Source organism: Bradyrhizobium sp. GCM10028915 (assembly GCF_042666195.1).
GTDB lineage: Bacteria > Pseudomonadota > Alphaproteobacteria > Rhizobiales > Xanthobacteraceae > Bradyrhizobium > Bradyrhizobium canariense_D.
The window spans coordinates 1-24955 of the sequence record NZ_JBHTFN010000065.1 but is presented as its reverse complement, the minus strand read 5'-3'; the positions used below and the strand labels follow the sequence as shown (position 1 = coordinate 24955).

Annotated in this window: 24 protein-coding genes and 1 pseudogene; 17 read left to right on the top strand and 8 right to left on the bottom strand. The window is 58.9% G+C overall.

What is annotated here, in order from left to right:
• Positions 1-498: 498 nt before the first annotated feature.
• Both ACFQX9_RS29910 and ACFQX9_RS29905 read right to left on the bottom strand, forming a co-directional pair.
• On the bottom strand, positions 499-801 hold the full coding sequence (locus tag ACFQX9_RS29910; protein WP_377791324.1) for a DUF1045 domain-containing protein: 303 nt from the start codon (positions 799-801) through the stop codon (positions 499-501).
• Positions 689-1123, bottom strand: coding sequence for a transglutaminase N-terminal domain-containing protein (locus ACFQX9_RS29905; protein ID WP_377791323.1), 435 nt, complete (start codon positions 1121-1123; stop codon positions 689-691). The genes ACFQX9_RS29910 and ACFQX9_RS29905 overlap by 113 nt, the downstream gene beginning before the upstream one ends.
• A 179-nt stretch (positions 1124-1302) precedes the next feature.
• On the opposite strand from ACFQX9_RS29905, the pseudogene ACFQX9_RS29900 reads away from it, so the two are divergent.
• Together ACFQX9_RS29900 and ACFQX9_RS29895 are read left to right on the top strand one after the other, a co-directional pair.
• Positions 1303-2138 (top strand): annotated as a pseudogene (locus ACFQX9_RS29900) (transglutaminase family protein).
• A gap of 657 nt (positions 2139-2795) precedes the next feature.
• Positions 2796-2996 carry a hypothetical protein gene (locus tag ACFQX9_RS29895; RefSeq protein ID WP_377791322.1) on the top strand — a complete coding sequence of 67 codons (201 nt, stop codon included), beginning with the start codon at positions 2796-2798 and terminating at the stop codon, positions 2994-2996.
• A gap of 337 nt (positions 2997-3333) precedes the next feature.
• Here the strand turns inward: ACFQX9_RS29895 and ACFQX9_RS29890 are convergent, their stop codons facing one another.
• The 4 genes from ACFQX9_RS29890 to ACFQX9_RS29875 all read right to left on the bottom strand — a co-directional run bounded on the left by ACFQX9_RS29890 (position 3334) and on the right by ACFQX9_RS29875 (position 7423).
• A complete protein-coding gene (locus ACFQX9_RS29890) occupies positions 3334-3522 on the bottom strand; it encodes a hypothetical protein (RefSeq protein ID WP_377791321.1) in 189 nt (62 codons plus the stop codon).
• A gap of 18 nt (positions 3523-3540) precedes the next feature.
• Positions 3541-3699: a hypothetical protein gene (locus ACFQX9_RS29885; RefSeq protein ID WP_377791320.1), complete on the bottom strand. Its 159-nt coding sequence runs from the start codon at positions 3697-3699 to the stop codon at positions 3541-3543.
• 1882 nt (positions 3700-5581) lie between these two features.
• Positions 5582-5794 (bottom strand): hypothetical protein, encoded by a 213-nt coding sequence (locus ACFQX9_RS29880; RefSeq protein WP_377791319.1) that lies wholly within the window; start codon positions 5792-5794, stop codon positions 5582-5584.
• A gap of 285 nt (positions 5795-6079) precedes the next feature.
• Positions 6080-7423, bottom strand: a complete 1344-nt coding sequence (locus ACFQX9_RS29875) for an LLM class flavin-dependent oxidoreductase (RefSeq protein WP_377791318.1) — start codon at positions 7421-7423, stop codon at positions 6080-6082.
• Positions 7424-7989: 566 nt separating this feature from the next.
• Here ACFQX9_RS29875 and ACFQX9_RS29870 point away from each other — a divergent pair.
• From ACFQX9_RS29870 to ACFQX9_RS29855, 4 genes are read left to right on the top strand one after another with little or no spacing between them, the layout of a single operon-like run.
• Positions 7990-8919: a TauD/TfdA dioxygenase family protein gene (locus tag ACFQX9_RS29870; RefSeq protein WP_377791317.1), complete on the top strand. Its 930-nt coding sequence runs from the start codon at positions 7990-7992 to the stop codon at positions 8917-8919.
• Between the two features lie 25 nt (positions 8920-8944).
• Entirely contained in the window at positions 8945-10012 is a 1068-nt protein-coding gene (locus ACFQX9_RS29865) for an ABC transporter substrate-binding protein (protein ID WP_377791316.1), read from the top strand.
• Entirely contained in the window at positions 10009-10872 is an 864-nt protein-coding gene (locus ACFQX9_RS29860) for an ABC transporter ATP-binding protein (RefSeq protein WP_377791315.1), read from the top strand. Before ACFQX9_RS29865 ends, ACFQX9_RS29860 begins: the two co-directional genes overlap by 4 nt.
• On the top strand, positions 10865-11740 hold the full coding sequence (locus tag ACFQX9_RS29855; protein WP_377791314.1) for an ABC transporter permease: 876 nt from the start codon (positions 10865-10867) through the stop codon (positions 11738-11740). Before ACFQX9_RS29860 ends, ACFQX9_RS29855 begins: the two co-directional genes overlap by 8 nt.
• A 67-nt stretch (positions 11741-11807) precedes the next feature.
• Here ACFQX9_RS29855 and ACFQX9_RS29850 read toward each other — a convergent pair whose 3' ends face one another.
• A complete protein-coding gene (locus ACFQX9_RS29850; RefSeq protein ID WP_377791313.1) occupies positions 11808-11942 on the bottom strand; it encodes a hypothetical protein in 135 nt (44 codons plus the stop codon).
• A 1256-nt stretch (positions 11943-13198) separates the two neighbouring features.
• Between ACFQX9_RS29850 and ACFQX9_RS29845 the strand changes: the two genes are divergently transcribed.
• Positions 13199-13489: a PilZ domain-containing protein gene (locus ACFQX9_RS29845; protein WP_377791312.1), complete on the top strand. Its 291-nt coding sequence runs from the start codon at positions 13199-13201 to the stop codon at positions 13487-13489.
• A gap of 952 nt (positions 13490-14441) precedes the next feature.
• Here ACFQX9_RS29845 and ACFQX9_RS29840 read toward each other — a convergent pair.
• A complete protein-coding gene (locus tag ACFQX9_RS29840; RefSeq protein WP_377791311.1) occupies positions 14442-14789 on the bottom strand; it encodes a hypothetical protein in 348 nt (115 codons plus the stop codon).
• Between the two features lie 621 nt (positions 14790-15410).
• On the opposite strand from ACFQX9_RS29840, the gene ACFQX9_RS29835 reads away from it, so the two are divergent.
• The 10 genes from ACFQX9_RS29835 to ACFQX9_RS29790 form a co-directional block, all read left to right on the top strand.
• Complete coding sequence (locus ACFQX9_RS29835) at positions 15411-16403, top strand: hypothetical protein (RefSeq protein ID WP_377791310.1); 993 nt, start codon at positions 15411-15413, stop codon at positions 16401-16403.
• A gap of 47 nt (positions 16404-16450) precedes the next feature.
• Positions 16451-16711, top strand: a complete 261-nt coding sequence (locus tag ACFQX9_RS29830; RefSeq protein ID WP_377791309.1) for a hypothetical protein — start codon at positions 16451-16453, stop codon at positions 16709-16711.
• A gap of 268 nt (positions 16712-16979) precedes the next feature.
• Positions 16980-17330, top strand: coding sequence for a hypothetical protein (locus tag ACFQX9_RS29825; protein WP_377791308.1), 351 nt, complete (start codon positions 16980-16982; stop codon positions 17328-17330).
• Positions 17321-19567 carry a caspase family protein gene (locus ACFQX9_RS29820; RefSeq protein ID WP_377791307.1) on the top strand — a complete coding sequence of 749 codons (2247 nt, stop codon included), beginning with the start codon at positions 17321-17323 and terminating at the stop codon, positions 19565-19567. The genes ACFQX9_RS29825 and ACFQX9_RS29820 overlap by 10 nt, the downstream gene beginning before the upstream one ends.
• 50 nt (positions 19568-19617) lie before the next feature.
• A complete protein-coding gene (locus tag ACFQX9_RS29815) occupies positions 19618-19962 on the top strand; it encodes a hypothetical protein (RefSeq protein WP_377791306.1) in 345 nt (114 codons plus the stop codon).
• Positions 19963-20176: 214 nt separating this feature from the next.
• The gene (locus ACFQX9_RS29810; RefSeq protein WP_377791305.1) at positions 20177-22693 is read left to right on the top strand and encodes an MBL fold metallo-hydrolase; all 2517 of its coding nucleotides are present in this window, start codon (positions 20177-20179) and stop codon (positions 22691-22693) included.
• A gap of 46 nt (positions 22694-22739) precedes the next feature.
• The gene (locus ACFQX9_RS29805) at positions 22740-23030 is read left to right on the top strand and encodes a hypothetical protein (RefSeq protein WP_143273862.1); all 291 of its coding nucleotides are present in this window, start codon (positions 22740-22742) and stop codon (positions 23028-23030) included.
• A gap of 86 nt (positions 23031-23116) precedes the next feature.
• Positions 23117-23734, top strand: a complete 618-nt coding sequence (locus tag ACFQX9_RS29800; RefSeq protein ID WP_377791304.1) for a hypothetical protein — start codon at positions 23117-23119, stop codon at positions 23732-23734.
• Positions 23735-23909: 175 nt separating this feature from the next.
• Complete coding sequence (locus ACFQX9_RS29795; protein WP_377791303.1) at positions 23910-24431, top strand: transposase; 522 nt, start codon at positions 23910-23912, stop codon at positions 24429-24431.
• A partial coding sequence (locus tag ACFQX9_RS29790) for a transposase (RefSeq protein ID WP_377791302.1) occupies positions 24361-24955 on the top strand: 595 nt, incomplete at its 3' end. The genes ACFQX9_RS29795 and ACFQX9_RS29790, both read left to right, overlap by 71 nt.

The following is a 24955-nucleotide window of genomic DNA, read 5'->3' as shown; positions in this document are numbered from 1 at the left end:
AGGGACAATGTGTTGGGCCTCACGCGCTTACTTCCGTCGATTATCGGAGAATGCCGAGAAGTGGCGCGAAGTATGTGGCTCCCAGCGAGACCTCCCGGCTTACATGTCGGCGGCTAGTGCTTGCCAACCAATTGGCTTCGCCAAATATACGAGGCTCGCCGAGATGCACGTTCAAAAAGAGACCCTCGATTCGTGGTGTCGCGCACCGGCGCGACACTGCATCACTTACGCTCCGGCCACAGGTTTCCCCCAACGCGGGAAGACCGTACTCGGATCCGGGCAACGGCCTCGAATGTCTTTCTAACGTGGGGCAGCTCTGCGCTTAACAGGATCGCAACTTTGCACAATCGATACTGTGGAATTCATCAAAAACGATCGCCCAAACGCCGAATTCAAGCGCAATCGCGGCGTTGTATCTCGTGTGTTGCCGTCCAAGAGCCGATTTTGCCGCCCGACGAGCGAGAGAATTCGATCGTCGGCTGTCCGACTATCCAGCCCTTATTCGTCGAGGAACAAGGGTGCGAAGACCGCATCCAACTCCTGCCGTACCTTGGGCTGAGTATCGGCGAGAACGCGACCGGTTAGGGTCATGTGGAAGCGGAAGAGATCGAAAACGTAGGAGTAACCCCATCGGACAAGATGGGCTCGTTGAGCTGACTGCACAAGCGCCGTCGAAAGTCGCGCTGACTCAGCGGGGCTCGAAGCGTCGAACTCTTCGACGATGCACAAGGCAAGCCCTGCGAACGGCTGTATCGTCTGGATAATGGCGACGGATGTATGGGGCCAGATCCGGCAGTTCATTGCCGTCATAAGCGAAAGGATGCTCCCGAGCGTATTCCTCGATCCGAAAGTCTGGCGCTTTCTCTGGCGTATGCTCAAGACGGATGGTCGTTTCAAACTCGAGCACCTCTGCCAAGGTGTTGAAGTCAACCAGCGTGAGGCAGTTACCGAATACGTCGTGTATCCAGCGGATTTCGACCGGGTCCGGGCTTACCTCAAGTTTGCAGTCCAGTAGCCGCTGATCAAAACTGTCTCTCGGACGAAAGAGTATTTGATGCTGGCCAAGCCCTACGGACCTACGGTAGCGATAAACGGTGCTGTGGTGGACGGTGTAAACGATCATCGAATGCGCTCTGGACTACAATATAAGACCCGGTCCTGATCGCAGGCCGCACGTGGAAATGGATTTGTTCGACCACGAATGCCGTTCATTTCAGCAGCATACCTGAGAAGATCCCGGAACAAACAAGGGCCAGTGGGCTTTGTCTGCCACAGTAAACGCAGACGGGTAAGGACACGGCTTTGAAGATTCGGGCAGGCTATAAAATCGTGTTCGAGTGCCTCCAGGACGTTCCGATGGTGCTTATGCTCACCGTCCATCTGTCCCGCGCGTCAGAGATCTTGACGGACCATGCCATCCGCGTGGCACCGATTGTACAACAGAGATGTTTTCGGTACGTATTTGTACGCGGCTAGTCGCGCCGAGCGGGCTGATCGAGATTCGGAACGAGTTCATCATCGAGGACAGTGGTCTGCCCGATGCAGTCGCACCCAATGCTACTCAGGTCCCGCTGCACGAGTTGCCAGACGACTCCTTAATATATCTGTTGGGCAGCCGTTACTGCGATACGCAAAAGCTGACAGATTTTGCTTGGTCCACGTTCGGGCAGATGAACGGAGGCTGGCAGCGGGTTCAAGCCATTTGCGATTATGTGCACGACTGCATTCAGTTCGGCTACCACTTTGCCCGAAGCGATCGCACCGCTTTTGAAGGTAACCAAGAACGAGTGGGCGTCTGTCGAGACTTCGCTCATCTCGCTGTCGCTTTGTGTCGATGCATGAACATTCCATCACGTTACTGCACGGGCTACTTGGGCGATATCGGAGTTCCGCCGGATCCGGCGCCGATGGATTTCAGCTCATGGTTTGAAGCGTACATCGGCGGGGATTGGTACACTTTCGACGCTCGGCATAATCAGCCTCGCATCGGTCGTGTCGTAATTGCGCGTGGTAGGGACGCGGCTGACGTCGCTATCTCAACTTCGTTTGGACCAACGAAACTTGTGCGCTTCAACGTAGTGACTGAGGAAGTGCCAGCTCACGAAGCGTTTCCGCTTCAGCCGAACATTGATCCATAACACGACGGTTTGGTGGGCCAGCGGCAGTTTGCTTGAACGGCAATTGCGACTGCGACGGATTCCAAGCATGCTTACTGCCGACAATCGCGCGCACGTTGCCAGCTGCGGGACCACCATTGTTTTGAAGCGGAGGTTTTGCTGAGCCTTCCGATTGCAAGCCGACAATTCCGAGTGCTCAAGGTCATCAGCCGCTGTTCGGCCATGGTCTTCAATGTGCGGGACGCCTGCATGTTGCTGATTGTGTAGGAGAGGCGTTCCGCATGGAGAACCTGCTTGCTGGGTTCTTTCGGATTGTTGGCTTGCAAACGAATTCCTGTCCAAAGATGCAGAAGACGTCGGCGGCAACGTTTCGTTTCCCTCAGCTCGGCGGCCTTTTTTCCTAGGCGCACTCGCAGCTGATTTTTGGAAGGAAAAATTACTTGAAGCCTGAGACGGTACGCGCCGCAGTGGCGACCGAGGACGCTTAATAAATCCTTCGCACAAATCGTGATAGCCTGGACCCTATCGGGATTTTGCGCGTCACCCTCCCGGGGCTGGAAAGCCGCCGCCTGCGCTCATTGAGCAGGCGGCGTTTTTGCTTCCAAGCCCCAGCTCTGTGCGTTGGGGGCCCCTTATAGGAGGCAGGAAGTAGCCGAGCGGCCTAAGTACGTTTCCGACATGCAGGACGCCCCTGACTTCCTGAAGTCGCTCGAACAGACGCGGCGGCTCTCGACCCGTGAAGGATGGTGCAGGGCGCACATCGAGGCCATCCAGGTCGCGATTGATCAATACGCTGAGGCGGCTTTCGGCAACCGCGAGTTCGTCCTCAACAAGCCGCACAGCATTGGACCGAGCCGAAGCAGGAGCGAGATTCCGTAATGGTCCCGAGGGCCGTTCTCTTTTATCACATCCTGTTCGTGCACTGTTCGAGAAGCGTTCGCAGAAATGCAACCTTCAAAGGCGTTCGCGGTTCTAGAAAACGTCGGGGTGTATTCACAGACGGAACGCGCCTCCGGCGTCCCAGTTAGGAGATTACGCCGATACGAACGAAGCAGAATCAAAACCCTTCGCTCTCGGAAGGGCGGGGTATTCTCCGTTTGAAGAAAGCCTTGGCAATGGAGGCGCGTTCGGATGAAGCGTGACGGACACGCCGCCAATTTTGAGCCATTTTCACAAATAACAGAGCCCGCCTCCTGAGCACACACGCGGCACACGATCAGGACAAAGTAACTCGGCCGGCCGCGGTAATGCTGTACGCGACTTCGCCCGATGCCAGCAGTTCGGCCTCGACGAGTCCCAGCTCGACCAACCGGCCGACGAGCTCATGGTCAAACAACGGCGGGCTGGTCCAGAATTGCGAAGCCAGACGGCTCAGGAAATCGCGCTCGGTTGCCGTCAGGTCCATGATCGCCCGCAACGTGCTTTAGCTGTCGCTGCAAACGCTCCAGATGCCGACTGCAATGGCGACGAGAGCGACGCATGACCAGAAAATGGGTGCGCTCGAGGAGCGGCCGGCAACGAGGCCCCAGGCGCCGAAGCCGACAATTCCGATTGAGATCGCGTAGGCAACCGCTTTCTCCATTGGTCGCCTCACAAGCACGTCCCGATAGGGACTCGGCGGGAGGCCAAATGTTCCCTGCGCGCGGATGCGCTCCGAGGGATGGGGTTTTAGCCTGAATCCCTGGTGCCCGAGGGCCCCGATGGATCGGCCCTTTCAGATCTCGATGAACTTACGTCCCCCGGAAGCATAAGGGGATCACTCTCAACCTGTTTGTTTCGGGTAAGCCCTAGGCCTACAAGTCCAGCCATCACCAGCGCGCTGCCAGCAACAATCAACCAGTGCGGCAATTCCAATGCGAGCATCGCAGCCTCCATCGAAATGAGCCTGTAAGCTGCCGGAAGTTACCTTAGATAATCCGAATATCGTCCTCAGAGCAGACGATGGCAAGTTCGCCCGCTCGGCGCGGACGGAACGGGAAAGGAAGCCCGCTATTGTTTAGCGGGCGCTCCGGGCGGTTCTGCTGGCGCCGTGGGTTCGGCGGCTGGTGCGCTGCCCCTGAGATCTGAGGGCGCTGTACAATCGCCGGCCCAAATCTTGGTCCCCTGACCGTGCCGACGGGCTTGCATCCCATTGGCGCCTGCGGCTTGACCTGAACAGGCGGCTTTTTGGCGGCTTTCGGCGGAGCGGTTTGAGCAAACGCGCCAGCCGCAATGAGCAGTGCGATAAGTCCGAATAGTCGCTTCATGGTCCATCCCCTCGACCGTTGAATGCGTTTATTCTGCCTTCGCCTTCAGCCCGATCCCGACTTCGGCGAATGGCTTCGGAACGGCCGGACTGATCCTCCTGCTTGCCAGCCCATTTGTCGACCGTTTCACGCAATGCCTTCGATAGCCGAATAGCGGTCACGGGTCCCTCCCGGTGGCGGGACGTAGCTACCGCCCCCGCTCTAAACCTAGAGAAGGGTCCGGCGCGCTGCCGACCGGCCTATCGGACTCCTTGGAGTCGTTCTGCCTTCAGCGCGCCACCGAACAGCGGGAGAGCGGCAGACGCACAGCGAGCCGGTAACCTGCCGGCAATACCTAACAGGTACAAAAGCCGCCATCGCGGCCTGGTGACAAGTACCGCGGTGCGCATGGGCATAGAGACCCGCCGTCTCACGAGGCGGCGGGTTTTCCCTTTTTATTGCGACGCAACCAGCGTTGCCCTGCTGAATGCGATCGCGCACGCAGCCAGGACCACAGGGCTGATCTGCTTGGGCATGTGGTGGCCCCCCAGGCGGACAGCCCCTCTACCCTACTGCCGGACGAGCTTGGACCGCATACCGCCGAGCATCGTATAAGCAAGGCGCCGCCAGATCAGGTTCATCAGGACTAGCATGTTGGCATCCCCGTGTTCGATGCTGCCACTATCGCCCCGCATGTTTCAGGAGGATTTCGCCGGGGTGGGAAAAGACTGCGTGCAAGCTGAGAAAGAGGTTCACCGATCCGCGCTAGCGGGTGTAACCGTACGTACGAAGGCCGCAGCGGAGGTTAAATCGCTGCGGCCCGCGCATGGTCAAAAAAGCCGGGTTAAATATCCAAGTGAAATATGCAGCCAGCCCCGGTTCGGAAAATCTAGCGCTAACCTTTTCTCAGTTGCAAGCTGAAATTCGCGGGAACCGAAACGTGACTATCGGACATTATGTTCCGCTGGGAACGCGCCTCCCAGCTTGCCGGAAGGCGCGGGATTGCAACCCCTGATTCCTGGTGGTCGTCGTCCGCGCATGAGATGATGATCAACATTTGCGTTTCGGAGGGAAGCCCGATGCGCCTTGTATTGCCTTATTTTGGAATTTGCCTCTGCGCGTCTCTCGCGGCGTGGTTGTCCTTCACGCTCCTCTACTCACGGAGCAGATCCTCGGCGGGCGTCTACAGCCGAACGTATGTGCCGCTCTCATGCAGCTCGCCCTTCTCTACAGCGCACCTCATGCCGGCGCGCCGAACTCTGCGCCGGTTTCCTTAAGTGGGTAGAGGAAAGGATAGTTGATCTTCTCGATGCGGGCACGGCCGTCCTGTACCGGCTCGATGACCGACGCCAGCTGAAGGAGATGGCGGGCGGCGGCGACTTCCGGATTGGCAAACGGGCGTTCGGTGACGAGTTTCAGTGCGATGTTTGATGACAGATCCTGCGGCGCCACATGCCGAGCAGAAAAGGCGCAATCCGACGCACCACCACGGCTGATCTTTGGGAAGGCGTGTCGAGCCGCACGTCGATCCTACACTCGCAGCGGCTGAGCCCGCGCTCCTACACCACCGAGGCCAGTGCGGCGAACCAGCCGCTCTCGTTGCGAAGCTCGTGCATCGCCAAAACCAGCTTCCCAAAGCGCAGCGCATTTCGAAGACTCCGCAGGTTGGTTTCGCGTCTTAGCCGTCCAGCGGCCCAATAAAGGCAATCCGGTTAGGCTTCTCTTGCGACAGGCGAACTATGCGATCGCCTGAATGGCGTTGGAGAAGATGCTGGCCGGCCGGCTCAGGCCGTAATGATCGCGCAGCGTTGTGCCCGTGTAGTCGTGACGGAACAGGCCGCGCTTGCGCAGAATGGGCACGACCTGCTCGGCCAAGATGTCGAACCCGCCGGGCAACCAGGGCGGCATGACGTTGAAACCGTCGGCCGCGCCATTCTCGAACCAAGTCTGGATGTTGTCGGCGATCTTTTCCGGCGGTCCGGCAATCACCCAATGGCCGCGGGCGCCGGCCAGGCGCTGCACGAGCTGACGAATCGTCGGCTTCTCGCGATCGACGATGTCGATCACCAGCTTGAAGCGGCTGGCAGCGCCGTGGGCGCCCTCGGTATCGATCAGATGGCGGGGAAAGGCGCCATCGAGGTCAAACCCGGAGAGGTCGAGACCGATCATCTGGCGCAGCTGGGTCAGCGAATACTCGGGCTGGATCAGCTCGTTGAACTCGTCCTGCAGCCGATCGGCCTCGATCTGCGTGCTGGCTATGAAAGGACTGATGCCGGGCAGAATCTTGATTTGATCGGGACTGCGGTCGAAGGCGCGCGCCTGACGCTTGATGTCGGCATAGAATTCCTGGGCGCTCGCCAGTGTCTGATGCGCGGTGAAGATCGCCTCTGCGAAACGTGCCGCAAAGGCGCGTCCGTCGTCGGAAGAGCCGGCCTGGACATAGACCGGTCGTCCCTGCGGCGTCCTTGAGATGTTGAGCGGCCCACGCACGCGGAAATGCTTTCCGACGTGATTGATTGCGTGGATCTTGCCGGTGTCGGCGAAAACACCCGAGATCGGGTCGTTGATGAGCGCGTCGTCCTCCCAACTGTCCCAAAGCCGCGTGATGACGTCCAGATACTCCCGCGCCCGCTCATAGCGTTCGTGATGCGGAGGATGCTCGGGCAAGCCAAAGTTTTGCGCGGCCTGCGGCGTGCTCGTTGTCACGATGTTCCAGCCGGCCCGACCGCTACTGATGTGATCCAGCGAGGCGAACAGCCGCGCCAGGTTGTAGGGCTCAGTATAAGTCGTCGATGCGGTCGCGATCAGGCCGATCCGACTGGTAGCGGACGCGATCGCGGTGAGCAGGGTGATCGGCTCAAGTCGAAACCGTTGCGCATAGCGGACATTGTCCGCCAGCGCCGGGCCGTCGGCGAAGAAGACCGCGTCGAACTTGTGCGCTTCAGCGCGCTGCGCCAGCTCCTGGTAATAGGTGACGTCGAGGATGCGATTGGCTGCCGAACTCCGGTGACGCCAGGCCGCCTCGTGATGGCCGTCTGGATAAATGAAGAAGTTGAGTGAAAGCTGCCGTCGTTCGCTCATTTGTGAGATCCGCGTGCATTGGAAGCTGTAGCACGCGAGACTCTACGTCTGCAGTCGCGCTGATGTCGATGAAATGAATTTGCATTGTTGAGGTGGATGCAGGCACTAAGCTTGCGAGCAGAGCGCCAATTAAAGACGAGAGCAGGCGTCACCACGAGGAACGGCGGCGGTTGTAACGATTATATCGCGTCACCGGACGAGAAGTGCGTTGCGTCGCGTCAAATTGCGCCGCTCTTGCAGCCGGGCAGGCAGTCATCATTGCAAATCTTTCAGTGTCAGCATTGCTAATGAAGCGTTCGTTGCCTCTCGCCGAAAACAAAGCTGGTTTTGTTTCATTGACTGACGATCGATCGCTCGTACCATTCAGGACCTCAACGCGAGGTCGTTTCATCATGCTCCAATTCGATCGCAGTGACCGATGTCCCGGTTCGGGCCGTCTGCCGGAGCACGTTGCGGCCGAGTAGGGCCCCTAGCCAGAAATGATTTCATCTATCTCCGCCGTCGTTTCCGCGACCGGCGCATGGCGGAGCGTTGTCCACGGGGATCGCAGTGACGAGAGCACGACCATGAGCAACACGACAACAATTGATAACGTCATTCCGCGCGCCGACATCGTCAAGCGTGCGGCCAGGCTTGGCGCCGAGATCAGGAACATCAAACTGTCGGGCGAGCTTTCGGACGAGACCATCCGTGCCATCAACCAAGTGCTGCTCGAACACAAGGTCATCTTCTTCCGGGACCAGGGACATCTCGACGATGCCGAACAGGAGCGCTTTGCCATCAGACTCGGCGAGCTGGTGCCCCATCCGACGGTCGGCGCGATCAAGGGCACGTCGTCGATCCTGGAGCTGGACTCGGGCCGAGGCGGTGGCCGCGCCGACCAATGGCATACGGATGTCACCTTCGTCGACGCCTATCCGAAAATCTCGGTGCTGCGCGGCGTGGTGATTCCACCCTACGGCGGCGACACCGTCTGGTCGAACACGGCAGCTGCCTATCTCGACCTGCCGGCGCCCCTGCGCAAGCTCGCCGACGAACTGTGGGCCGTTCACAGCAACGCCTATGATTATGCCGTGAAGACGCGGGCAACCGAGGCGGACAAGAAGCACTTCGACGAGGTGTTCACCGGAACGATCTTTGAGACCGAGCATCCGGTGGTGCGCGTCCATCCCGAGACAGGCGAGCGCACGCTCGTGCTCGGCAATTTCGTGCAGCGCTTCGTTGGCCTGCCGAAATCCGACGGCCAGAAGCTGTTCGACCTGTTCCAGTCGCATATCACGGCGCCGGAAAACACCGTTCGTTGGAGCTGGGAGGCCGGCGACGTTGCGATCTGGGACAATCGCGCCACGCAACATTACGCGGTCAACGACTATGGCGACCAGCACCGCGTTGTGCGCCGGGCCACCATCGATGGCGATGTACCGCTCAGCGTCGACGGTCGCCGCAGTGTGACGCGCGTCAAGACATCCAAGCCCCAGACCGCCAAAGCCGCTTGATCCTGATCAGCTCACGAGAGTCACAATGATGAACGCTATATTTCGATTGCTTCCCGCAAGGCGCGCCGGGTTGGGACAGGCCACCCGCAACACGTTGCGGGTTTTGTTGGCGGGCGCCGTGGCGCTCGGCCTCACGGCCCCGGCATTCGCCGAACCGCCGCTCGAGAAGACCGAGATCCGCTACCAGGGATCGGCCGGGCAGGTGACGTTTATCGAGCTGGCCGAGGACCTTGGCTATCTCGCCCCGCTCAAGCTCAAATGGGTCGGCAACACCATCAGCGGGCCGCAGGACATCCAGACCGTCGTCACCGGCGATATCGTCATCGGCGGCGCGTTCTATGGGGCGATCCTCAAGTTGATCGCGGCGAAGGCGCCAGTCAAGGCGGTGGTCGGCTACTACGGCTCCGATGCCAACACCTATTACGGCTACTTCGTGAAGGGCGACAGCCCGAAGACCGCGCATGACCTGATCGGCAGGAAGGTCGCGGTCAACACGCTGGGCGCACATTTGGAGTTCGTGCTGCGCGAGTACCTGGCTAGGTCCGGCCTCAGCGCTGGTGAAGCCAGGCAGGTCACGCTGGTGGCGATCCCGCCAGTCAGCGGCGAGCAAGCGTTGCGCCAGGGCCAGGTCGAGGTCAGCGCGCTGGGCGGTGTCCTGCGCGACAAGGCGCTGGAACGGGGTGGCATCCGCTCGCTCTTTGTCGACACCGATCTGTTCGGCCAGTTCACCGGCGGTGCCTATGTCCTGCGGGACAAATTCATCAAGGATAATCCCAATGCCTCGCGTAAGCTGGTGGAGGGGATTTCGCGGGCCATCGAATGGGCCCAGACCACACCGCCGGAAGAGGTGCGGGCCCGGTTCGACAAGATCATCGCCGAGCGCAAGCGCAACGAGGATGCCTCCTCGATCAAATACTGGAAGAGCACCGGTGTTGCATCCAAGGGCGGCTTGATCTCGGACAGCGAAATCCTGGTATGGATCGACTGGCTGGTGAAGGACGGCCTGTTCAAGCCGGGTCAGGTCAAGGCTTCCGACACCTACACCAATGCGTTCAACTATTTTCGTCCCGGAAAAACGGCGGAGGCCCGATGATTTCCGTCAAGATCCGTTTCGAGCATGTCCGCAAGGAGTTCGTCCTGCGCGGGGAGGGAGGCGCACCAGGCCGCTACTTCATCGCTCTGGAGGACATCACGCTCGATGTTCGCTCCGGCGAATTCTTGGCCCTGGTTGGCCCAAGCGGCTGCGGGAAATCCACATTGCTCGATCTGCTGGGCGGGCTCACGCTGCCGACCAACGGCCGGATTCTGCTCGATGGCCGGCCGATTGCCGGACCCGCTCGCGACCGCGGCATCGTGTTCCAGCAGTATGCGCTGTTTCCCTGGCGCACCGCCGCGCAGAACGTTGAGTTCGGTCTCGATATCGCCGGGTTCAAGGCCAAGCAGCGGCTCGACATCGCGCGGCATTTCCTCGACCTGGTCGGGCTGTCCGGCTTTGCCGACCGCTACCCGCATGAGCTCTCCGGCGGCATGAAGCAGCGCGTCGCGATCGCGCGAAGCCTCGCTTACGATCCGGAAGTGCTGCTGATGGACGAGCCGTTCGCCGCGCTGGACGCCCAGACGCGCGAGACGCTGCAGGGCGAGCTGCTGCGGATCTGGCGCGCCACCGGCAAGACAATCGTCTTCATCACCCACGGCATCGACGAGGCCATCGTGCTCGGCCAGCGCGTGGCGGTGATGACGTCGCGTCCGGGCCGGATCAAGCGGATCATCGACATTCCGGACGTGCTGCGCAGCGAGGCCGACGACGTGCGCTCGCTGCCTGAATTCGGCCGCGTGCGCCACGAGGTCTGGAGTCTGTTACGCGAGGAAGTCTTGAGAGCGCAGCAAGGGCAATTGACCGCCGGCGCTTTCGCACGAGCCGATCGCAAAGTGGAAGGGGGCGTCCATGTCTAGTCTCGAGATGTTGACGCTGCTGGAGCTTGCACACGGGCGCCGAGAGCCGCTCACCAGCGTGGAAGGCCCGGCATCGCCGGCGGTCGGCCGAATCCGCGCCGCGGCCCGCGGGCTGGCTGCCTTCGGGCACCGCTCATTGCTGCTGATTGCCCTGTTGGCGGCATGGGAGGTGGCGCCGCGGCTCGGGCTGATCGATCCCGTGTTCCTGCCACCCTTCTCGGAGGTGATCGCGGCCGGCTGGCAGCTTGCGCAAACCGGCGAGCTCTATGATGACGTCTCCGCCAGCCTGCTGCGTGCCCTGAGCGGATTTCTGATTTCTGTCGCCTTGATCGTCCCGCTTGGCGTGGCCGTCGGTTGGTATGCGCGTCTCGGCAATCTCGTGAACCAGTTCATCGAGATCTGCCGCAACACCGCGCCGCTTGCGCTGCTGCCGGTCTTCATCCTGCTGCTCGGAATCGGCGAAACGTCGAAGATCACGATGGTGGTCTATAGCTGCGCGTGGCCGCTGCTGCTCAACACCGTTGCCGCGGTGAAACAGGTCGATCCGTTGCTGATCAAGTCGGCGCGGACCATGGGTGCAACCCCGCAGCAGCTGTTTCGCAAGGTCATCCTGCCGGCTGCGCTTCCCACTATCTTCGTCGGTATTCGTCTGGCCAGCGCGTCGGCCATGCTGGTGCTGGTTGCGTCCGAAATGGTCGGCGCCAAGGCCGGCCTCGGCTATCTCATCATCAATAGCCAGTACAGCTTCCTGATTCCGCAAATGTATTTCGGCATCCTCAGCATGACGGTCATCGGGCTGGTGTTCAATGCCATTCTGGAGGCACTGGAGCGGCGCTTCATGCGGTGGAAAGCGCCATTGACGGCATGAGATATGGAATCAGGCGCCGCTCGCAGGTTCCGCGCTGGCCGCCTGCGTAACCATGCTGTTCGGCGGATCAGTCAGAGATTGCCGCCGACCATCGACTTGTCGTTTTCGACGCAAACAGCAGCATCAACATCAACATCAACATCAACATCAACATCAACATCCCCGCGGTCGGCATGCCAATATCGATGTCGATGTCGACCACGGTCGGTCGCTGCTCGCGATCGGCAGCAGCCGCGTAGTCGCTGCTGCTGCTGGCATCACCTCACGTTAGAGGTGCTCTTTCGAGGCTCCGGCAAAAGATGATTTTTCCTCCGCGGCTTTTCCAATTCCGCGTGGCGCTTCTGAGTACTCTTGCCCACCCCAGTCACCCGGCCTCCGGTGGACACGGCTGCGCAATCACGACGGTTAGGCGTCTCGCCCCTCGTAAGGCGCCGGATTAGCCAGGGCTGAAGATCAAGCAGAGCAGGATCGCCGCCACGACCAATGTCCAACCAATTGACGTGGCGAGAGCCCATACTTGGATTGGCATCGGACGAACTCTCCCGACGAGGCTAAGACACCGCTGGCGGGGGACAGCGGCCTCTTGAAGTTACCTCAAACCCTGTTCGAGATAAAAGCCCTTACTTGGGGACCGCCAGAATCAAAAGCCGGACTCGCCACTTGTGAAGTCAAAAACGATTTCAGACCTATGATCTTTCGCCCGTGCCTAGACTACTGTAGAGGCGTCCATTGCGCACAGAGGGCGATCGAAAGTGAGTAGTCGCTATCGGCGCTCAAATTGGGCGGCATCAGCCTGGTTGTTTACGAAGCCAAATGGGCTTCGCGTCGCGATTGTGCCGCGCCCAAGACGTCTCCGCGTTCGACAGTCCTGCTCTGCATCTGAACGCAGGTGCTCTACTCTACTGCCGATTGGCGATCGCGTCCCCTTACGCGCCACAGGGTTGAACGGTGCGGGAATGCGGCGCACTGCTCGCTGATCCTGCTGGAAACCAGCGGCCCATCGGGAGACCAGCAGGAATTGTGCGCCGTATTTGAATAATCTTTCATGATGAGCCGGCGAACCGAGGATTACCTGATCTCTACTCCTCACCAAAATTGAGTTCATAGGCATTGTTGATCTTGTCAGCAGCAGCTTCTGGTGCTGTCGGGAGCTGGAGTTGCGCAACTCTGCTTCCGCTCGTCTTCACGTAAAGTGAGTTGGTCGGTCGTGTTGCCATCTTTGTAGGACCTTAATCGCTGTTGTCCCGGAGCTTCTCCAACTACGTCGCCTGAGCCCGCACGAACCATCTTCGGAAAGTGGCCGCGAGAGCCGCGTCCGCTTTCAGTATCTTTGCTATCGTATCAAGCCGACAGATATTTTGCCTCTTGGTAGTTGTCATTTTCATTTGATTGCAGATGCGAGGCCAGATGAGGAGCAATTTGACTCCGCTTCGCCCGATCTGGACTGGAAGCCATTAGATGTCCGGATGGGATAAGCGAAAATCAAAGCGCGTTCACTTCGAGCACGAGTACCGGGCAACCCTTTTAGGTCTAGACGGCACGTGGCGGCGCGATTGCATTCTCATCGACGTTTCCGACACCGGAGCACGCCTTCGAATTGATGGATCTACAGACGTGCTCAAAGCTCGCCAGTTCTTCCTGCTGCTTTCAACCGTCGGATTAGCTTACCGGCGATGCAAGTTGATTCGACTGGACGGCTCGGAAATCGGAGTCCAATTTGTAACCAGCCGGAATATTCGCTCGGGCTAATTGCCAGAAAAACCAATTCCGGTTCGAATTGATTCAATGAGGAGGGTCGTCCCCCCAAATCACTCCTAGATCGACGCTACCTGGCAGCGATGCCCTCATCTGCGAACTCATTGTAGGGGCGGTCCATCCCGGGTATCGAACCCTTATGCGATTGCCTGAACGGCGCCCGAGAACATGCCGTGCGGCGGTCTCAGGACGTAGTGCTCCCCGTAGCGCTGCAACGGTATAGTCGTTCCGGAACACGCCATATCGCCGCAAGTGGGCACCACCTGCTTCGAAAACAGGTCGAAAGCGCTAGATAGGAAAACCGGTCTTCATCCAGGCCGGGGCTTCCGATCGTGGCCGGGATTTTATGAACCGGTCTCGTCGCTGCACTCGGACCCGCGTGCCCCTTCAGGTCCCTATGCTCACGCTGTCCGGGTGCCATTTTCCCTTGAGGCGATGCGCCCCTGCGCACGCCTGTCTGGCCTGCGGCCCTAGGAAGCTCAACGCCAAAGGCTGGCCGCGTCGCAGATTTCGCATTCTCTTACCTAGAAGCCATTCGACCCTCGACCGCCTCAACGCACTCGGCCTCCACGGAAGGGCCAAAGCCTTCGCCGACACCGAAGCAACCGGCGACGGCGCAAGCCTCGGCCACGCCGAATGGCTCGCGCTGCTGCTCGAACGTGAGGCCGCGCTGCCAGACAAGCGGCTTGCCACCGCCTTGGCTTGGCATGACAGCGAGATCGTTCGGCTCCGAGCGACGACGTCACAATCTAAGCTGGACCTACCCCACAGGTCATAGGCTGCTTTCAAAAGTGCATATTTCTTGCAAAGCCGCACAAGCCAGTGGCAAAAGGCCCGTGCAATTTCGGGATTCTCGGTCCTGTCCACCGCATAGGCGCGATAATGCATGCCGCTCGCGTGCGCGAGCCAGGCATGACGCGTAACAGGCTCTCCCGTACAAGATCGCTTATGGTGATTTCTGGCGCGGCCAGAGGCATTTTCCGGTGATCACTTCCGGCGGGGCCAAATAATTGTGATCGTAACGCGCGCCAGATCTGATGTCCTGAGACTTCATGTTCATCGCCCGCAGCCAGGTCGGCAATATGTCAGGTCTGGACGTGATATTCAGAATGGGCATCGAGCGGACGATTGACAGGCTCTTGCCGTCAACGTGGGTTGGAGTGCTTACGCACACAAGCTGCTCGTTGTAGATCTCCCAGCCGTCTGCCGGCTCGACCATCATAAGATCCCTTGTGATCAGGATATCGTAGGATGAGGTTGGCGGCGACAGCGAGCTGATGACGTCAACGATCACTCATTCATTGCGGCGGAAAAGGCCTGCAGATTGGGAATCAGGACGGAGTAGGCGAATGTGGAGAGGGAGGTGCGGACCACGATGCGGCTCGGCTCCGTACGATTGCGGCGGGCCGACGCGGAGGGGCTCGGCCTACGGGCCGCTTCGCCGGGGCTTCGTGTATGTGTGGTCGGCGGAGCAAGCGACTCCGGAGGGCCTCAGAAGTCCTTCGGTGGTGTCAATTGACGCGTTGATCAACTTTCAGTAATGTGACAACTAGGATACTACCAATCGATTCAAGTGCGTACCACGATTGTGCGCGGACGAAGGCGGTTTGCAGCGATTGCTCCGCGGGCATTGATCATCGTCTCAATGACGCTCGTTGGATAAGAGATCGATATGAATTCGAGGAAGGAAGCTTTGCACTAAATACTGAATTCTGCGGGCCTTTCGACAATGACGCTTGGGTGAAGGTGTCGATTCAACGTTCTTCGACAAACGCCGTTCAACAACACTTAACCGCACTTCGCGTTGGAAAGAACAAGATGGTCGCGCGGAGCAGCCGCGACGGTCGTTGCCGCTAGCGGCTATTTATGACATCCGGAAATTTGGACACATTTGAACAATTGCAAAGAGGCCTTTATGCAATGGATCGCCCGCATTGCCCTCCTATCCACGCTTTGCTGTGGCGCGTGCTCGATTTATCCGCTCCCCGAGGACACTACTTCTTTTGACAGCGACCGAATCGCCTCGGTCATCCGGTGTCAGACCCGCGATGCCATCCGCCGAGTGATCGTTGCCTTGATCGCCACGGGCAAAGATCGTGTCGTGTATCGTGGAATGACCGGATACCAAACTGCTGCATGGCTGGAGCAGCAACCCGCTCACTTCCACGAGGTCAAGTGGGACCAGATTACCGATACGAAGATCAGGGCGCCTTTGCTTTTCTACAAGGACACGTCCGTCAGCTACGATTTTACGATTGACACGACCGAAGTGAATACCGCGGGTGTCAATGTTACGCTTGTGAAGAAACTGTTTGCCGGCAACGACAGCATCGGGCTTGTCGCCAAAAACGATCGGACGCGTGAAGTCAAACGGCATTTCAGGGCCTATGACAGCTTCGACAGTTTGGCGCGGTTGATGAAGGAGGAGACTTGCGATGGCATGCCGCAGCAAGTCAACGCGCTCTATCCCGCAACAGGCTTACTCAGGATCGACTCCCTGGTGAATAGCTTCCTGCTTGCCAATCAGTGGGGAAATCTTGCCGGTGACGATGCCAATTACACCACCGCGCAGATGACCGATACCCTGACGTTCACCACCAAATTCACTGGAAATGTTGATCCCTCGACGGCGATCGATCCAGTTACTGGACGGTTCGTGCCCTCCAGTGCCTCCTTGAACATCGACAACAGCCGTCAGGACCTTCACACGATCCTCATCCTGTTGCGTCTCCCGCCTAACACCAAGGGCCTGCCTCAATTCGACGAATATGGACGCATCATTGCACCGGGATATGTCGGCCAAAAGGCTGCGGCGTCGGCTGCCCTCGATCGGCAGCGCGATTTCAACACCCAAGACGCCCTGACGAAACTAGGAACAGGTATCGGACGTGTGGGCCCGGGCCTCTAGACTAAGCCCGAACTGACAGCAATGGCTTTGGAGTAAAGGAGAGAGACGTGGCAGGTTCCCCCCGCAAAGGCATGAAACTGTACGACGTACGAGCGATCTACGCCTTCTTCAAGATACTCGAAAATTCACAAACCAGCGAAGGCAAGAACAAGCTCGAATTGTTTTTGGCTGATTGCGACAAGAATGGAAATAAGATGGGCGTCGATCGGGCGCTTTTCGATCTTGGCCATGATCACTTCAGCAGTCCTACTGACATCGATGCGGTAGGCCCGGATTGCCCGCTTTGCCCCAGTCCGGGACGGTCATAATGCACCTTCTCGGCCGTACGCTCATGCGTCGAGCTTCGCTTGCCTCTCGGAAAAACTGGGACAGTTTTGATCGTCGCGATGGTTGGCGCGCTCCGCATGCATCGTCGTGATCGCGTTGGCTATCGTGGAATCGGGAAGGAGACTGCGCCTGAATGTCGAGCGAGCAGTTGTTGGCTTCCCCGTCAATGGTCGAATCGTTTCCCTCAAAGCGAACAGATGATGCCTTACCGTGCGAGTTTGATTGTTTGGAGGATATACAGTCGTGCAAATGCCTAACGAATTTTTCACCGTTCAAAGCATGTTGACCTTGAGCGGAGCGACGGGCGCGACTTTCGTCATCTGCAACGGCCTTCAGACGGCCTTCAACTTCAACCCCAAATGGCTTGGGTTGCTGGTCGCCCAGATCATCGTCCTTGCCGGCGTGGTTGCGAGCGACGGCGCCGGTCCGATGCCGTATCTCGTCGGCGTAATCAACGGATTTCTTGTCTATTGTTCCGCCGCCGGTGCCACCAGCGCAGTAGGCGGTGGGGGCGCGCCCCCCATCGCCCGAGGACAGGTGCCGGGTCAAGACGCTCCGCTCACGCCTGCTCGTCGAGGCTTTCTCACGTCTTGGTTCTAGCAAGAAAAACAGCCGCAAGCTTTGGCAGTACGGTTCGCGCCGTAGCGATCGGCGTGGGCCGCGTTGCTGACAATTGGTTGCCGCCGTTGCCGACGCCGGAGCGGGAAGCGGGAGCCCTGATCGAGGCGCTACGACGCGACGACGGGTGCGGCGTTCCGCTGGACAGAGCCGGACCCGCGTTGATCGGTCTGACCTGTACTCGGTCGGCGGTGCTGAGCCATCTGCGATCGCTGTTCGAGGCTTCCTCGGCAGACGATACGATTGTCATCTATTTTGGCGGTCATGGCATCGCGGCTGCCGATAATTTCTACCTGTGCACGGCCGATACGAAGGAAGGCGATCTAGCCGGTTCCGCGGTCTCGGGAGGTGATATCGGAGAGCTAATCGAGGCGGCACAGTGCCGGGGCATTCTCCTGCTTCTTGATTGCTGTTTCAGCGCCGCGGCTGCCGAGCATGCACCTGCGGCATTCCGTTCGCTCCGATCGGGGGAATTCCGCCTGGTGTTGGCTTCCGCACGCGCCGGTCAGCGTTCTTGGGAAACGGCCGACGGGTTTGGAACCCACTTCTCAACGTCGCTTGTCGAAATTCTGGAGGGACGTCGCGTGGTCGGTCGCGGCGACGGCGCCATCTATTTCTCCGATCTCATCGAGGGGCTGAATGCCGGCATCGCGGAAAAACGCGCGGAAGCCAACCTTCCGCCGCAAGACATGGTCTTCGCCGGCACCTACACCAGTGATCCCTTGGTCTTCGTGATGCGCGGCCAGACTCTGGAGTCCGTGCGTTTCGCCACGGCGCGATACTCGCCACGCCAATTGAGAAGAATAGTCGCCAGAAGTCTTTTGACGGTGTTGGCGCTGATCTTCTTCTGCTTGGTGTCATGGTATGGCATCATCGATGCGACCGAGTACGTTGACGAAGAAGGAGGACGTCTGGTCGCCTATCGCGGTCATCCGCACTATCCCCTTCCCGGATACCCCCAGCATATTTGGACCTACGCATACGGCTCCGAACGGCTCGGCCCGCGAGCCAACCGGCAACTTCCACTCGTGGCTCCGATTGGAAAACCGGTGGCACCGCTGGTGGCGGACCGACTGGATCCTCTCGTCGCAGCCTCGCAGCGGGTCGCCGCCGGAGATATCGAATCTGCCTCCAAACTGACACAAGACTTGCTGGCGCGCCGGGACATACCGTTCGAAACGCAGCTCGGTGCCCGGTTGCTTCTGACCGAAATCGTGGGCGCCGAGCAGGTACCGCTCCTCGTACGTTGGACGCTTGATCAAAGAGCCGAGATCAGGCTGGCCGCATTGCGAGGGTTGTTCCGCCTTGATCCCCGGCGTGCTGTGGACCGGGCCTTGACGGATCTATCAGGCGGAGGGACTGGCCTCGACCATTCGGACATCCTCCGTCGCCTGCAAGGCATCTGCACGCCGGATATCGAGCGCTATCTCCGCCGAGTAGCCGATGTCCCCGGCACCCGACCATCTCCGACGTTGGTCGTCGACACAGCCGTGCGCGTTGGATGCCGCCTCGACCATGGCTTTCTTCTTAGCCTGATTGCGAGAAGTCAGTACCGAGACGCAGCTTCGATAGCGGGTTATGCCGTCTGGGCGGGGTTGTCGGAAGCCCCCGCTGCTTCGAATCCGAAGGTCGAACTGTGGCGACGCCTGCTGCTTCAGGCACATCTTCCCACATTTCCATGTGATCCGTCCTGGAGCGATGTGCTTCGTTCGAAGCAAGCGTCCGAGGTCTTGCCCGCGGCGTTGGCGATAGCGCGTCACTGCCCCGGAGCGCGGCTTCAAATCCGTTGGAATAATATTCCTGGACTGATCCGCCTCACTGTGGAGCAGCAAGGTCGCGCGCCCCAGGATGTCGACGGTTTGTTTGCTCCGTCGGGTGGCGTCGCACTGTTTGCCGAATTGGTTCCCTTGATCGCACGATCGATAGATCAGGATGTGGAGCGTGTAAGGGGAGCGATCGAACTATCGTCGGACTCCTCGCTTCGGGTGGCTATGCTGGAGCTGCTGACCATCTGGGGGGACCGGAAGGGTCTGTTCACGTCCTTGCTGGACGCCAACTCCATCGAGCTTCGAAAGTCTACGCGGACTATGCTCGCTTGGCGGGGACGAGTAAACTCGCCGACGAGCTTAGCGCACGTATCGGCCATAGCGACGCTTTCTACACGAGCCTGCTCGGCCGGATTGAACTGCTGCCACTCACCCGATCACGGCTCGAGCTGATGTTACGGGGCACGCGCGAAGAACGCCGTGCCGCAGCATGCGTGTTGGCCATGCAGGCGCCGGTTCGAACGGCAATCACCGTTCTCACGGATCCGGACGGCGACATTCGTAGCGAAGCCGCGGACTGCGTCTCTTACAACGCCGAAGCCGAAGCGATCGTCGCGGAGCTCCCGAAATCGGTTGGGCTGTTTCCTGTCGAAGGCTTTGCGGCCATCCAGCAGCAAGTTCGCCTCAAATCAGGCTTCCAGGCGCACCTTGCTGCGCTGCCAGACGAACAACGATCCTGGCGCCTCTCCATCGCAGACACCACGCCCGGTTCCTTTGGACTGTGGGGGAAGGGAATGCGGGACTGGTTTGAAGAGCAACGATACAGGTCCTTGGCCGGTATTCGGTGAGCCGTCCAAGTGGTCCCCCTGCGCTGATTCCTGAGAGCCTTCGACCATTCTCTACCCACGTGAATTTTTTGGTTCCGACCGGCGCATCACAGGCCGCTTGCACATGACAGTTTTAATATCTCTTGGAGATCAGTAGTAGTTGTCATAGGATACAACTCAGCGGCTTTTCGAACCGTCGTTTTTGCAGACATTATTTTTTTGCTGGGGCCAGCCAATGAAATTGTATCTCTTTGACATGGGTTCGAAGATCTATGGTGACTGCATTCTTGCGGTCGAGGGTGATCGCCGGATCTTAATCGACGGTGCCCATCCGGGGGATTGGCAACCAAGCGACACAACACCGTCCATCCCTCAACAGATAACCAAGGTGTTGGGGAAACCGCCCTTCAAGATTGATCTACTCGTAGTGACGCACTGCCACTCGGACCACATCGGCTGCCTCCCGAAGATGGTGCAGGACGGAACGGTCGAGTTCGAATGGGCCCTGGTCGCCGACGAGAAAATGGGATTCCCGACAGATGGCGAGGATGCCTCGCTGGACGCAGAGACTGCAAAGGTTGTGGCCGCGATGTGCGAAGAGCCGCAGCCCGACCTCGACGGCCCCGCACTGGACCAATTCCTGACCGACGCCGTCAAACTCTCCGACAACTATTCCGCCATGTTGTCCAAGCTTAAGACCGACGGTACCAAGATCGTTCGGTACACGGGTCCGTCTGCGAAAGTGAAACAGATCGAAAAGGCGTTCTCCGATTTCGGCCTCTCAGTCCTGGGGCCGACGAATGAGCACCTCACCGTATGCCGCGACGAGCTCGTCGGACTCAAGAAGAAAGTGCGCAAGGCCGCGGACGGTATCCGCGCCAGCGACGCGGCTGTGGACGCGGTTGCGATCTATCGTGCGCTTCTGTCCAACTCCGCGCCTCCCACCGTAGGTTTGACGGACGACCTACGGCAATACCTCGATAGGGTGGGTCCCGGTGCCGCCTTGAATGACCAGAGCATCGTACTGACGCTCGGGACGGACAATCAGAAAGTGCTGCTCACCGGCGATATGCAATTGGCCGTGGCCGAGGTATCAGGCCTCGACGATTCGATGACGGCGCTATTGGAGACGATCAAGGCTGCCGGCCCGTATCAGTTCGTCAAGCTTCCGCACCATGCGTCCTACAATGGGTTTGACGAGAATGTGCTGACAGCGTTCAAGGATGCTCAGGCATTCGGAATTTCGACTGGCAGGGGAGATCCCAAGCATCCAGATCCGGGCGTCCTCAAATTTCTCGAGAGTATTACCGACACTTACCATTGGGCGCGGACCGACCGGAACGGGCGCATAACAGTGTCATTCGCCGGCTCGAAGCTGAAAATCGGCGTGGACGACGGAGAGCTGAACGATTCATCGCCGAACGCCAAGGATGTCATGCCGGAGGAGGAGGGATCGTCCGAGGTGCCATCACCAGTTCCTGCAGTTTCGGAAGCGCCCCGTCGTCCCCCAGGCCCGGTATCCGTGGTCAGGACGACGACCTCCGGTGAGGTTGAGGTTACCGCCAAAATCCCCCATCAGAAGACGAAAGTCACGATTACGATCGAGATCGAGCCGGGCGAACCCGACATTAAGGAGCCGCCAAAACCCGTGAGCGATGTTAAAAAAAACCAACTAGCCGGGGGTAGGGATCTTCCAGCGCTTCTGTTTGTCACGAATTCCAGGCGCCTCGCCGATAACATTGGAAAATCGGAGGCGACGGGTGCGATCGCGACGATCACCTCGTCCCGCCAAACCATCGTTGATCTCGACGGGCTGGCTGCCCCGCTCGACGCGATCCGTCGCGCTGCGCAAAACGTGCCGGTCAAAGGCGTCGTGATTCTGGGCGGCTATGATGTCGTTCCCTCCGAGCGGTTCGATACGCTTCCTCCTAGTCTGCGCAACAGCATCGGACCAAGCGCCCAGAACGATCCGGACAACTTCATTGTCTGGAGCGACCAGATTTATGGCGATCTTGATGGAGACCGTCTGGCCGACGTTCCCGTTTCCCGAATTCCGGACGGACACACGGCAAGGATCGTCGACGTGGCATTGACGGGCAATGGGGGCGTTTCGCCGTCCTTGAGCCGGTTCGGGCTCCGCAATTTCGTGCGGCCCTTCGCCGATAACGTGTACACCGGACTTCCTGGTCCGGAAACGATGCTAACCTCGCGGGAGGTTCACTCGGAGGCCATTGTTTCGGGTAGCCTGTCGGCGAAGCTCATTTACCTGATGCTCCACGGTTCGGATACCGACGCCTCTCGGTTTTGGGGCGAGACTCAAGGGGGTATGCTTGAGGCGATGACGGTCGGTAACGTTCCTGACCCTTGCGGAGCCGTCATTTTCGCCGGTTGCTGTTGGGGTGCATTGACCGTTCGTACGCGGGCGTCCGTGTACCGCGCTGGCGATCCGCTCCAAGTCGTCACGCCGGCTCAATCGATCGCACTTTCATTCCTTGCTGGAGGAGCCTCGGCGTTTGTGGGCTGCACGGGGGCGCATTATTCCCCTGTTGAGGGGAATTTGGACTATTTTGGAGCCCCGATGCATTCGGCGTTCTGGAGGCAGATATCCCTCGGAAAGCGGCCGGCTGAGGCCCTGTTCCAGGCAAAAATAGACTACATTCGCGGCATGCCTCATGGCCGCACGAAAATCGAAGAACTTGCGATCGAAAACAAGATTCTCAGACAATTTACCTGCCTTGGACTAGGCTGGTGAAACACTATATAATGGCAACTTGATCCAGTGGATCGGAGGTCGCAAAATGGCCGGAAAATCTGATATTTTCAGCGGCTCTATGGACGATTGGGAACCCATCGATTCTCCGTCAAAGGGCGTCGATTCAGTCGCTAAGCCGGCTCAGAAGGCAGACCGCGTGGCGGAGGAATTCGTCAAGGTCGCCAAGAAGTATGCTTCGGATAGCGACACCTCGAGCGGACAAAGCTTGGAACATTCGACCCTCGTGCGGGCCAAAAAGAAGGGTTCTCTAGACAGTGACGTCAACTCCAAGACGTTCGTGCTGTCCGGCAACAAGATTGTCGGATCCCAAGGCTAAGCTCACCTCCAGGTACGAGGCATTTTACGATCAGAATCCGTTCAGCCGCGAGAAGAGTGGCGGTATACTGCTTCGAACGGGCACCTATGGCATTGCTCATCGACGACATCGCGAAAGACATAGCCCTCACCCGATGGGCTTTGCCCGAATGTCTTCACGTTCCGATCGCCGCCCTCGATGAGGACGCCATCCGCAATTACGTTGGCGCTGTGGAGCGGGTTGTATCAGGCCCGGGTTTGAGAAGCGCCCTCCTCGTCACCCTAGCCGGCCGATATTGCTCCTCTTCTTCCGATCAGCGATCAACCAACGTTGGCATTCTCCACGCCCGGCGGCAGGTATGGGTTCACATCGCGTACAAGGCCTATCGCCCGGCATACAAGAGGGCGTTTCCGGGTGAGAATATCGATGGCCTTATACTAAGCCATGCCATGAACAGGGACACGGCGGCATATAAGGGCTTCGACTTTGTGAGAATTACCCCAGCATCCGGCGTCGCAAACCTAAGCAGCGCATTCACGCAACAATGGGCGAAAAACCGGCATAGGCCGGAAAGCCCTGTCGTTACCCGCCGGGCGGGTCCGCCCTTTATTCAGTATGCCGATTTATCCGATCTCATGTTGATGCTCGACATGATGGTCGGCGGCGGCGTTATGGACGCCGTCAATGAAGGTCAACAATTGCTCCAACGCAAAGCGCAAAATTAACTGGCGAGAAGCAGTCACGCCGCCGTTGGCGTGGTGCGTTTCAGATCCGGCGTATATCGTAGGCTCTCGCCAGGTTTCCGATTTGCATACGATGACGTAATTGCGGTCGGCGCTCGTGGCATGCAAGCCGCGTTATTGTCGAGCCCTCGCAATCACCTGATTCGAAGGAGCTCCCATGAAGCAGTACGTCGGGCTGGACGTCTCACAGAGAGAAACCGCTGTATGCGTTGTCGACGAGACTGGCCAAGTAATCTTCGAAGGAAAAGCCAAGTCTAATCCTGGTGCCTTGACCGACCTGCTTCGCAAACATGCGACTCAAGCCGAGCGTATCGGCTTCGAGACGGGTGCGATGGCGAGTTGGCTATGGCATGAACTCCGCAGGGTTGAGCTTCCGGTGGTCTGCATCGACGCTCGGCATGCGCACGCAGCTTTGTCGGTCCGTATGAACAAGAGCGATCAGAATGATGCGCGAGGCCTTGCCGAACTGGTGCGAGTGGGATGGTATCGAGAGGTCAAGGTCAAAAGTGAGGAAAGCCAAAAGATCCGAGCGATCCTTGTCGCCAGATCTCGGCTAGTGTCCATGCGCCGAGACATCGAGAACCAGATTCGCAGCTTGATCAAGGAATGTGGATTACTATTCCGATCGCGCGATCGGCCAACAGTTCCGCAACCAGGTCAGCGAACTCTTAGGCGCTGATCATTTACTCCTCAACGTGATATCGCCGCTGCTCTCGATCCATGAGAACATCTGTCAAGAACAGGAAAAGTTCGACAACGAGGTCCGCCAGTTGGCGAAGCTGGACGAGACGACGCGGCGACTGATGACGGTCCCGGGTGTCGGCGTCGTCACGGCCCTAACGTTCCGCCACACGATCGATGATCCCTCGCGCTTCCGATCGGCGTCGACAGTCGGCGCTTACCTCGGCCTTACGCCGCGACGTAGCCAATCCGGCGAAACCGACACCAACGGAAAGATATCTCGATGGGGCGACCGGCTTCTCCGAACTTACTTGTTCGAGGCCGCCACTGTCCTTCTTTATCGAACCAAAAAATGGTCTTCTCTAAAGACCTGGGGCATGAAGCTCGCCAAGCGGATCGGCATGAAGAAGGCAAAGGTTGCGGATTCCGATCGATGTCGCCCAGGATTCCGAGATGATCTCGCCCACCATTCCGATTTGAAGTCGCCCACCCGTTCCGAAATGATGTCGCCCACCATTCCGG